The organism is Nocardioides sp. P5_C9_2, from assembly GCF_054049555.1.
Window position 1 is genome coordinate 1 of the sequence record NZ_JBFUMD010000092.1, and the last position, 9,697, is coordinate 9,697.

12 protein-coding genes are annotated in these 9,697 nt (G+C 70.7%); 8 read left to right on the plus strand and 4 right to left on the minus strand.

Features of this window, described 5'->3' with window-relative positions:
• Nucleotides 1-112: 112 nt before the first annotated feature.
• The 6 genes from ACXJKL_RS06865 to ACXJKL_RS06890 all read left to right on the plus strand — a co-directional run bounded on the left by ACXJKL_RS06865 (nt 113) and on the right by ACXJKL_RS06890 (nt 4,947).
• On the plus strand, nt 113-1,039 hold the full coding sequence (locus tag ACXJKL_RS06865) for an alpha/beta hydrolase family protein (protein ID WP_457206311.1): 927 nt from the start codon (nt 113-115) through the stop codon (nt 1,037-1,039).
• Nucleotides 1,036-1,965, plus strand: a complete 930-nt coding sequence (locus ACXJKL_RS06870) for an NAD(P)-dependent oxidoreductase (RefSeq protein WP_457206312.1) — start codon at nt 1,036-1,038, stop codon at nt 1,963-1,965. The genes ACXJKL_RS06865 and ACXJKL_RS06870 overlap by 4 nt, the downstream gene beginning before the upstream one ends.
• Nucleotides 1,962-2,414 carry a cupin domain-containing protein gene (locus ACXJKL_RS06875; RefSeq protein WP_457206313.1) on the plus strand — a complete coding sequence of 151 codons (453 nt, stop codon included), beginning with the start codon at nt 1,962-1,964 and terminating at the stop codon, nt 2,412-2,414. Before ACXJKL_RS06870 ends, ACXJKL_RS06875 begins: the two co-directional genes overlap by 4 nt.
• A complete protein-coding gene (locus tag ACXJKL_RS06880; RefSeq protein ID WP_457206314.1) occupies nt 2,411-3,100 on the plus strand; it encodes a fumarylacetoacetate hydrolase family protein in 690 nt (229 codons plus the stop codon). The genes ACXJKL_RS06875 and ACXJKL_RS06880 overlap by 4 nt, the downstream gene beginning before the upstream one ends.
• A 67-nt stretch (nt 3,101-3,167) precedes the next feature.
• Complete coding sequence (locus ACXJKL_RS06885; protein ID WP_457206315.1) at nt 3,168-4,403, plus strand: MFS transporter; 1,236 nt, start codon at nt 3,168-3,170, stop codon at nt 4,401-4,403.
• A gap of 64 nt (nt 4,404-4,467) precedes the next feature.
• On the plus strand, nt 4,468-4,947 hold the full coding sequence (locus tag ACXJKL_RS06890; RefSeq protein ID WP_457206316.1) for a group II truncated hemoglobin: 480 nt from the start codon (nt 4,468-4,470) through the stop codon (nt 4,945-4,947).
• 6 nt (nt 4,948-4,953) lie between these two features.
• Here the strand turns inward: ACXJKL_RS06890 and ACXJKL_RS06895 are convergent, their stop codons facing one another.
• Both ACXJKL_RS06895 and ACXJKL_RS06900 read right to left on the minus strand, forming a co-directional pair.
• Nucleotides 4,954-5,124 carry a hypothetical protein gene (locus tag ACXJKL_RS06895; RefSeq protein ID WP_457206317.1) on the minus strand — a complete coding sequence of 57 codons (171 nt, stop codon included), beginning with the start codon at nt 5,122-5,124 and terminating at the stop codon, nt 4,954-4,956.
• A gap of 73 nt (nt 5,125-5,197) precedes the next feature.
• On the minus strand, nt 5,198-5,635 hold the full coding sequence (locus tag ACXJKL_RS06900) for a VOC family protein (protein ID WP_457206318.1): 438 nt from the start codon (nt 5,633-5,635) through the stop codon (nt 5,198-5,200).
• A 239-nt stretch (nt 5,636-5,874) separates the two neighbouring features.
• On the opposite strand from ACXJKL_RS06900, the gene ACXJKL_RS06905 reads away from it, so the two are divergent.
• Nucleotides 5,875-6,357, plus strand: a complete 483-nt coding sequence (locus ACXJKL_RS06905; RefSeq protein ID WP_457206319.1) for a hypothetical protein — start codon at nt 5,875-5,877, stop codon at nt 6,355-6,357.
• Nucleotides 6,358-6,530: 173 nt separating this feature from the next.
• Here ACXJKL_RS06905 and ACXJKL_RS06910 read toward each other — a convergent pair whose 3' ends face one another.
• On the minus strand, nt 6,531-6,743 hold the full coding sequence (locus tag ACXJKL_RS06910; RefSeq protein ID WP_457206320.1) for a hypothetical protein: 213 nt from the start codon (nt 6,741-6,743) through the stop codon (nt 6,531-6,533).
• Between the two features lie 468 nt (nt 6,744-7,211).
• On the opposite strand from ACXJKL_RS06910, the gene ACXJKL_RS06915 reads away from it, so the two are divergent.
• Complete coding sequence (locus ACXJKL_RS06915; RefSeq protein ID WP_457206321.1) at nt 7,212-7,742, plus strand: GNAT family N-acetyltransferase; 531 nt, start codon at nt 7,212-7,214, stop codon at nt 7,740-7,742.
• A 445-nt stretch (nt 7,743-8,187) separates the two neighbouring features.
• Here ACXJKL_RS06915 and ACXJKL_RS06920 read toward each other — a convergent pair.
• The coding region (locus ACXJKL_RS06920) for a tetratricopeptide repeat protein (protein WP_457206322.1) at nt 8,188-9,697 on the minus strand (1,510 nt) is incomplete at its 5' end.

Sequence of the window (9,697 nt, forward strand, 5' to 3'; positions counted from 1 at the left end):
GCACAGCGGCGTCGATGGCGCCGGGCTTCGAGGACGCCGAGGCGCTGGCCGCGTCCAAGGCCAGGGAGGACTACTGGGCCGCCGGAGCTCCGGGCACGCCGAGCGCCACCCGGTGAGCGCTGCCGACTGGGGCGCCCCCGACACCCCCGTCCTGGTCGAGCCGCTGGCCGGCTCCGACCGCCCGGCCCACTACCTCATGGCCGAGACCCTCGACGGCCTCTACGCGCCGTACGCGCTCCGGCTGCCCGACGGGCCCGGACCGCACCCGTTCGTGCTCGTCGCCTACGGCAACGGAGGCGGCGGCATGGGGTGGCTGCACGACCGGGTGCACCGCTTCCGGCACGTCACCGACGTGCTGCTGGACGCCGGGTACGCGTGCGCGTGGGTGCGCTACCGCACCGAGGTCGAGCTCGGCTACCAGACCGGCGGGGCGCTGCGCAGCACGGTGCGGCAGGGCATGGGCCTGCTGAGCCGCGCGCCGCTGGAGTACGAGGACGAGGTCGCGATCCTGCGGCACGTCGCCGCTCATCCCGCCATCGACGCCGACCGGCTCTTCCACGTCGGCGTCAGCCACGCCGGCGAGATGCTCTTCAAGCTGCTCTCGCAGTACCCCGGCCTGCTGCGCGCGGGCGTCGCCGCCGAGCCCGCCTCGCACGAGCTGCTCACCCTGCGRCTCGATGACGTGCCCACCGTGACCAGCGACGGCGGCCTGCGCGACATCGAGAGCATGGAGCTCCGCAGCACCGAACGCGCCCGCGCCCGGGTCGCCGACCCCGACGAGGTGTCGGCCCGGCTCGACGGCGTCGACATCCCGGTGCTGGTGCTGGGCCGCGACGAGGACGAGCTGCAGGGGATCTTCCGGCTGACCTACGAGCTGCTCGCCGAGAAGCGCGCGGACGCCGAGTGGCGCTCGTGGTCGCACGACGTGCACGGCTACATCTACCCCGAGTCCGACGCCGACGGCGTCGCACAGGTCGACGAGGTCCAGCGCGAGGCGCTGGCCGCGATCGTCGACTTCCTGGACCGGCACAACACGTGACAGCTCGACAGGCACGAGAGGAGCGAGGCATGTACAACGCCATCGAACGCGTGGGGTTCGTGGGGCTCGGGGCCATGGGCTCCGGGATCGCCCGGCGGCTCATGGACGCCGGCCACACCGTGGTCGGGTGGAACCGGACGCGCAGCAAGGCCCAGGACCTCGTCGACGCCGGCATGGGCTGGGCGGACACGCCGCGCGAGGTGGCCGAGCAGTGCGACGTCGTCCTCACCATGCTCACCAACACCGCGGCCATCGAGGGCGCGGCGCACGGCGACGACGGCCTGCTGGCCGGGCTGCGTGCCGGCCAGGTGTGGGCCGATCTGAGCACCATCGCCCCCGAGCGCAGCGTCGCGCTGTCGGAGGAGGTGGYCGTGACCGGCGCCCGCTACCTCGACACCCCTGTCTCCGGGTCGCCCGCGACCCTGGCCGCCGGCCAGATGTCGGTGATGGTCGGCGGCGAGCGGTCGGCGTACGACCACGTCGAGAAGCTGCTGCACGCCATCGGCCCCAAGGTCACCTACATCGGTCCCAACGGCCACGCGATCCTCACCAAGGTCGCCATCAACCTGTCGCTGGTCGTGTCGGTGACGGCCTTCGCGGAGGCGGTGACGCTGGTGGAGAAGGCCGGCGTCGACCGGGCCGCCGTGGTGGACGCCGCGCTCAAGAGCGTGATCGCCTCGCCGGTGATCGGCTACCGCGCGCCGCTGCTGGTCGACGACGACACCGTCTTCGCCGACGTCGAGCTGCAGCAGAAGGACCTGGTCCTCGCCCAGGAGCTCGGCCGCACCCTCGGCGTCATGCTGCCGACCTGCTCGGCGGCGAGCGAGATGCTCAGCGCCGCGCGCAGCAGCGAGCTGGCCGGCCGCGACTTCCTGGTCAGCGTCGCCGACGTCTACCGCCGGGCCGCGGGGGTGGAGGTCCGATGACGACGCCCGGGCAGGCGAGGCCGCCCTTCCGCACCACCGTCGACGACGTCCCCCTCGAGCAGGGCCTGCGCGAGGAGGAGGGCTGGGTCGACATGCAGGTGCAGTACCTCATCAACTCCGAGCGCGGCGGCTCCGACGGCCTCACCGTGGGCCGGACCGTGCTGCCGCCCGGTGCCCGGCACGACCGGCACCTGCACACTCACGCCGACGAGTTCCTCGTGGTGATGTCGGGTCGCGGCGAGATCCACACCAACTCCGGTCGCGAGCCGTCGCAGGCAGGGGACGTCATCTTCACCCCGCGCGGCAACTTCCACGGGTTCGTCAACACCGGCGACGAGGACGTGCTGCTCATCTGGGGCTGGAGCGGCGCCGGGTCGCTGGCCGCCGCGGGGTACGGGATGCCGGGTCCCGACGACACCTTCGACGACGCGCCCGACGACCCGTCGTGAGCCTCGACCCACGCATCACGGCCGGTACGACGGCGATGCTCGCCGCCCGTGCCGCGGCCCACTCCTCGGGCGGCGGGCCGCTGGGGTGGAAGCTCGGCTTCGGGGCGCCCGCCGCGCTGGCCCGCTTCGGCACCGACCGTCCCCTGGTCGGCTTTCTCACCGGCGACCGGCGGCTGGCCTCCGGGGCGGACGTGGACGTCGCGGGATGGACCGCGCCGATGCTGGAGGCGGAGGTGGCCGCGCACCTCGGCACCGACGTGGCCGCCGACGCCACCCCGGACGAGGCGCTGGCGGCCGTGGCGGGCTGGTCGGTGGCGATCGAGCTCGCCGACCTCGACCCGCCCCCGTCCGACATCGAGGAGGTGCTGRCCGGCAACATCTTCCACCGGCACGTGCTGCTCGGGCCGGTCGTCCGGGTCCTGCCTGCCGGCCTCTCCTTCGGCGTGTCCCGCGACGGCGAGGTGGTCGCGTCGACCTCGACCCCCTTCGACCTCACGGGCGAGCCGGGGACGGTCCTGGCCTCGGCCGCCTCGACCCTGGCGTCATGTGGGGCGGCACTGTCGGTCGGCGACGTGGTCATCACCGGCTCGGTGGTCGCGCCGATCGACGTGAGCGGTGGCGGGTCGTGGCACGTGGTCGCACCCGACCTCGGCGAGGTGTCGGTGGAGCTGCGGTCCGGTGCCTGAGGCGCCGGACCCGGCGCCACCCGGGCTGGGTCCGGACGGCCGTCCGCGCTCACCTACGCTCGCTGAGGTGCACACTCCTGCCGCGAAGGCCCCGACGGAGCCCTCGCGGGACCACAAGAAGACGATGGGCCGCGGGGTGGCCATCGTCGCCACGGTCCTGATCGCCATCAACCTGAGGCCGGGCGCCTCCTCGGTCGGGCCGGTCCTGGAGGAGATCACCGCCGGGCTCGGCACCGGCTCCGGCGTGGCCGGCATCCTCACCGGGCTGCCCGGGCTGTGCTTCGGGGTCGTCGGCGCGGCCGCCGTGGGCATCGCGCGGCGGATCGGCATCACGACGGGCATCGCGGCCGGCGTCGCCCTGGCCGCGGCGGGACTGCTGCTGCGCAGCCAGACCGACACCGCCTGGGTGTTCCTCGCCCTGTCGGCGGTCGCGCTGTCCGGCATGGCGGTGGGCAACGTGCTGGTCCCGGCGTGGATCAAGGCGCATCCGTCGTCCGGCAACGTGCTGCTGCCGACGATCTACGGCACCGGTCTCATCGTCGGCGGCACGCTCGGCTCCGCGCTCACCGCGCCGGTGGCCGCGGAGGTCGGCTGGAGCCAGGCCCTGGCCATGTGGGGACTGGTGGCGCTGACGGCGCTGCCGATCTGGGCGTGGCTGGCCTTCCGGGAGCGCTCCCTGACGCCGGCGGAGGAGAACCCCGCCGCCGACCCGACCCTGCGGATCTTCCACTCCCGCACGGCCGTGGCGATGGCGACCCTCTTCGCTGTGCAGTCGATGCACGCCTACGTGCAGTTCGGCTGGCTGCCCCAGATCTACCGCGACGCCGGCCTCTCCCCCTCGGCCGCGGGCGCCATGCAGGCGATGCTCACGGCGTTCGGCATCGTCGGTGCGCTGATGATGCCGACGGTGATCGCCCGCTCACCCAACCTGACGCCGTGGATGGCCTCCTTCAGCGTGGCCCTCCTCGCGGGCTACTCCGGGCTCCTCCTGGCCCCGGCGACCCTGCCGTGGCTGTGGGCGCTGCTGCTCGGCTTCTCCGGCTTCGCGTTCCCCACGACGATCGCGATGCTCACCGCCCGGACCCGCGACCACGCCGTCACGGCCCGGCTGTCCGGCTTCGTCCAGCCGGTCGGCTACCTGCTCGCGGCGGTCGGCCCCGTGCTCGTCGGCGTCCTGCACGCCGCCACCGACAGCTGGACCATCCCCATCCTGCTGCTGATGGCCACCGTCGTCCCCTTCACCTGGGCCGGGCTGCGCGTCTCCCGACCGGTGTACGTCGACGACGAGCTCGCCACCGACTGACGCCCGGCCCGGGTCGCCCCTCCGACGATCGCGTGTGCGGAGGTGTCCGGGGTCTACTGAGGTCATGAGCGACGCCAGCCAGCCGGAGCTGCCCACGTTGTACGCCTGGGCGGGCGGTCTGGTGCCGCTGCGCCGGATGATCGACTGCTTCTACGACCGCGTGGAGGCCGACGACGCCCTGTCCGGCTTCTTCCCGGGCGGGGTCTCGGTGCACCACCGCGAGCACGTCGCGGCCTGGTGGGCCGAGGTGCTGGGCGGTCCGGACACCTATACCCAGCAGCACGGTGGATACGAGTCGATGCTCCGTCACCACCTCGGGTTGGCCATCACGCCGGCGCAGCGTCATCGGTTCGCCGCCACGATGAGCCTCGCGGCCGACGAGGCAGGGCTGCCCGCCGACCCCGAGTTCCGGGCGGCCATCATCGGCTACCTCGAGTGGGGCACCCGGCTCGCCATGGAGAACTCGCAGCCCGGGGCCGCACCCGTCGAGCACGCTCCCACTCCACGGTGGGGGTGGGGCGTCGCGCCGCCGTACCAGGGATGAGGGTCGTCAGACGTGACCGCTGAGCTGGGCGAGCCGGACCGCGAGGGCGTCCACCATGGCGCCGATCTGCTGGGCCGAGGTACGCCTTGCCAGCCGTTTCGCCAGCTCGGTCTTGCCGACCCCGGTCATGCCGGTCACGGCCACCGTCTGGAAGCGCCCCCGGAACAGTCGTCCCATCCGCTCGGGCGCAGACGCCACACCGGTCAGCAGGCCGCCCGGCGATGGTTGCGCCGAGGGCGGCGAGGAGGGATCAGCCGTTCTGCAGCTCCTCAGCGAGCATGACGAGGATGCCGCTGGGGCCGCGGAGATAGGTGAGCTTGTRGACGTTCTCGTACGTCGCCACGCCGCGCAGCGGGTGGCAGCCGTGCCTCGCGGCGATCTCGAGGGCATCGTCGATGTCGTCGACCGAGAAGGCCACGCGGTGCATGCCGATCTCGTTGGGCAGGGTGGGCTCCGTCTCGATCGCGTCGGGATGGATGTACTCGAAGAGCTCGAGGCGGCCGTTGCCGTCCGGCGTCTGGAGCATCGCGATCTTGGCGTGGTTGCCGTCGAGACCGACGGCCGTGTCGGTCCATTCCCCGCTCACCGTGTCGCGGCCGAGGACGGTCAGTCCCAGGTCGGTGAAGAAGGCGATCGTCGCTTCGAGATCGCGGACTGCGATCCCCACGTTCTCGAGCTTGATGGGCATGGGTTGAAGGCTATCGAGGTCGCACGGCTGGTCCAGTGCGCTTCACCGGTCGCTCGAGCTCTGGGGCGAGATTGCATGTGCCACACCTGCAGCGCTCAGCGTGCTCGTGTTGCTACACGTTGTAGGTCCCTGCGGGCGTTTGTGAAGTTCGACTGACCCACAAGCGGCGGAGCGACGCAACAGAGTTGCTCCTGCGGTTCGAGCGGTGGTTGTCGGTCGTCGCCGATACGGTCCCCGACATGACCTCGTCACAGCATGACTTCGACTTCATCTTCGGCGATTGGCGCGTCCGTAACCGCAAACTCATCGACGTCACCGACCCCGCCTGCGAGGACTGGGTCGAGTTCGACGCGTTCAGCGTCGTCTCGCCGATCCTTCTCGGGATCGGTCACATCGACCAAATGACGGTAGCCGCTCCGGCGGACGGTGKCGCACCCTTCGAGGGATTCACGCTACGACTGTTCGACCCCAGCGATCAGGCCTGGCGGATCTGGTGGAGCTCGACGCGGGCTCCCGGCGTTCTGGACACGCCCGTAGTGGGCCGCTTCGCTGGCAATCATGGCGTCTTCGACGCGTCGGACACCATCGGCGGTCGGCACGTCTTGGTCCGCTTCGAATGGATGGCCGATGAACCAGACGAGCCAGTCTGGAAGCAGTCGTTCTCGTACGACGACGGCCGGACCTGGGCCATGAACTGGGAGATGCTGTTCACCAAGGGCTGAGCCCAATCGCGGTCGGCGAGCGCAGGTTCTTCGCGGCGGAATGTCGCACGTTCGGCCGCGTGGCTGTCACTCAAGTTCGCTGGTCGGTACTTCATCGACGGGACGTCTTGCGCGTCTCGGTGTCCCGGGTTCCCACCAGTCGATCGGCGGAGCTCCGTGCAGCTGACCCGCGGTCACCTGGACGTTGCGAAGTTGCAGAACTTCCAGAGTTCCTTCGCGGCGCGGGAGTACTGGAACAAGACCTCGTCGACGTCGAAGGTCTTGAGTTCGCCGCTGCGGAACCGGTCAATCGCCTCGGCTACGTGCGCAACGAGTTCGGCGAGCTCCGCCTCTTGGTAGGTCGCCACCGCCTCGCGAGCTTGCTGACGATCTGACTTCTGGGACACGGACTGAGGCTAGTGCGGATCGCCGAACGAAAGAATGCGTGCACTCATCGCGGCAGAAGTGTGCGGTCAGACGTGTGTAGTCGGGCGGCGCCATGGCACCGCCGGCGCAACGTGGTCGATAGGAGCGCTCCCGCGAAGCAAATGCGTGGCCTCTCAGCCCGCTGTGCGTCTAGTCTCGCGCGGTGAGCTCAGAATGGGAGCAGGCGACCGTTCAGCCCGCCGTGGGATCGCCGCCGGCATACACCTGCCCCGCCCGGACGTCCGCTCCCCGGGGCGGCGTTGAACCACGCCACCTCATCGGGTGCCCGAGGCACCTGCCCTTGGCAGTCTCGTCGGGGTCGCGCTTCGGCACCGCTTGCCACGTCCGCTGATGGGCTCCAACCTCGCTAGCCGCACCGGGTCGGCTGCGCGGTCTGACGCACGTCTCCTTCGCAGGCCACGAGCCGCAACTACAGACAGGGTTCGATCGTGCTGACGTTCCCCATCCTCACCGAGCGACTGGAGCTCGCACCGCTCACACACCCGGACCGCGCCGCCTTTGTTGCGTATCGCCGTATCCCGGAGGTGGCACGCTGGCAGAGCTGGACCCCGGACTTCTCCGAAGCAGACGCGGACAACCTCATCGCCTCCCAGCCCAGCTCGATCGAGTCCAAGTCCGGGCGGTGGCTGCAGATCGCCGTTCGACGCGACGGCACGCTGGTCGGTGACGTCGCCGTACACGCGCTCGCCGAGCAGCCCGACAGCTACGAGGTCGGGGTCACGATCGCGCCAGCCTCCCACGGCTCGGGGTACGCCACCGAGGCGCTGGGTGCTGTGATCGGCGGGCTCTTCGACGCGCAGGGCGCCCATCGGGTGTTCGCTGTCACCGATGCGCGCAACGAGCCAGTCGCCCGGCTGTTCCGGCGGCTTGGATTTCGGCACGAAGGACGCAACATCGCCGCTGACTGGTTCAAGGGCGAGTGGACGAGCGTCGACACCTGGGCGGCGCTGCGGACCTAGGCCGGCGGCGCGCACGTGCTGCGCCCCGGCCGGGAACCGACCTCGACGTCGCTGGGACCTCAAGGCAGCCAACGCCTACAAGAGCGGCCCCACGGGGAGGTGCGCTGGGCTGGCTTGCGTGCCCGCAGTGCCGTCGGCGGTTCCACTCATCGGGGCAGATCCGGACGTTTGTGAGCGCCAAACACCATCGGCCTTCTTCGGCATGCAGGACGGTCTGATGGCGCTCGGCTGGAACGCCGCCCAGGTCCTATGTAGCCGTGCCCCCGCACCCCTTCCTTCGTCCACCCGGGCAACGTGCCGAACAAGCGTGTCACAACATCGTTGTCGAGGGAGAGGGACCACAGCCACCGCGCAGTGCGGATCGGCCTGAACATCCACCCGCCGAACGTATTTGCAGCGTCGGCTGGTTCGGGCTCGCAGTCGACGCGGTCACCCGTCCGCTGCCCTAAAGCGCCGGCGCGAAGTGTGCAAGATCGGCGCGCTCGTGCGGCGGCGGCGGGCGGTTGAACCGTTGCCGCAGCTCGGCCGCTTCACTGAAGTGCGCGGCAGCGGCGGCGCGGTCACCCGCGTCTAAAATGACTCGCGCCAGCCCTTCGAGTGCGGAGGCGGTCACACCCGGCTCACCGAGACGGCGACCCACCTCTAGCGCCTCCTCGTAGCGGGAGCGAGCGGAACGGGCGTCTCCGTCGGCCTCATCGCATCGTCCCAAGCCGGCGAGCACAATGCCTTCGTACACGGGGGTGCCGAGGTGGAAGAACGCGTCCACCGCGACCAGGTAGTGCTTTCGAGCGGTGCCCCAGTCGCTGGCGACGTGGGCGAGCAGGCCGTAGCCGTACCCTGCGAGCACTTCACCTGCGCCGTCGCCGATCTCCCGGGAGGCGGACGCCGCCTCGTCGAAGAGCTGTTTCGCGGTCGCGTGGTCACCGAGGTGCACCTTCAAGATGGCCAGGTCGGCGAGCGCCCATTGCGCTGTGTTCCACAACCCGGCGCCTCGTGAGACGTCGATGGCTTCCTCGAGGGCGCGTGCTGCGTCTGCGAACCGGCCGAACAGCCGCAGCCCCCAACCGAGGTGGTAGAGGGTGGCGGACAGCCCCCACGCGTCGCCGAGCTGTCGAAACGCGGCGGCCGTGGTGCGTCCCACCCGGAGGGCAGTCTCGACGTCGCCGGCCTTGACCGCGGTCTCCATGCGTACGAACGCGATGACCGCTGGCCCCCATGGGTCGCCGTCGACGTTGAACTGCTTCTCAGCGGATGCCAGCAGCGCTTGTGACCGTTCCGGCTCCTTGCCGGTGACTCCCTCCACCGCGAGGAGCACTCGTGAGAGGGCTGCATGCCAGGTGTCGCCGAGTTCCTCGAACAGCGCCAGGCTTTCCGATGCCGCTTCCGCGCATCGTGGGTTGGGGTGAACGAGGCAGCCTCGCGGGCGTTCGACGATCGACACTGCTTGCAGCGCCAGAGCTCGTGCTGCCGGTGACCCGTCGGGTCCCTCCACCAGCCGCGACAGAACGAGGCGGCCCTCGAGGTGGCGGCCCAGGTGCCAGAACATGCCCAGCGAGCCGGCCATGGTCAGGGCGGCGTCGTGGTCTCCGCTGGGGCCGCTGAGGAACGCCAGCGCGGTGCGGATGTTGGGTTGCTCGTCGTGGAGCCACTGCAGCGTCTGCCGTTGCTCATGGCCTCGCAATGCGACTTCTGCGTGCTCAACGACGCCTTGGAAGTAGGCGGCGTGACGGCGTGCCACCTCGACTGTCTGCCCGGACTCGTGGAGTCGTTCGGCGGCGTACTGACGCAACGTCTCGAGCATCCGGTAGCGGCTCGTCGCGCCGGGCTCGACGACGACCATCGACCGTTCGACGAGCCGACCGATGGTGTCGAGCACCTCGCCGGGAGGCGCATCGTCGTCGCCGACGACCGCCTCTGCCGACATCAGCGTCCACCCGCCCTGGAAGACTGAGAGC

Coding starts and splice junctions, on each gene's coding strand:
- ACXJKL_RS06890 (WP_457206316.1), top strand. CDS start 4,468: ATGAGCGACGCCAGCCAGCCGGAGCTGCCCACGTTGTACGCCTGGGCG.
- ACXJKL_RS06875 (WP_457206313.1), top strand. CDS start 1,962: ATGACGACGCCCGGGCAGGCGAGGCCGCCCTTCCGCACCACCGTCGAC.
- ACXJKL_RS06895 (WP_457206317.1), bottom strand. CDS start 5,124: ATGGGACGACTGTTCCGGGGGCGCTTCCAGACGGTGGCCGTGACCGGC.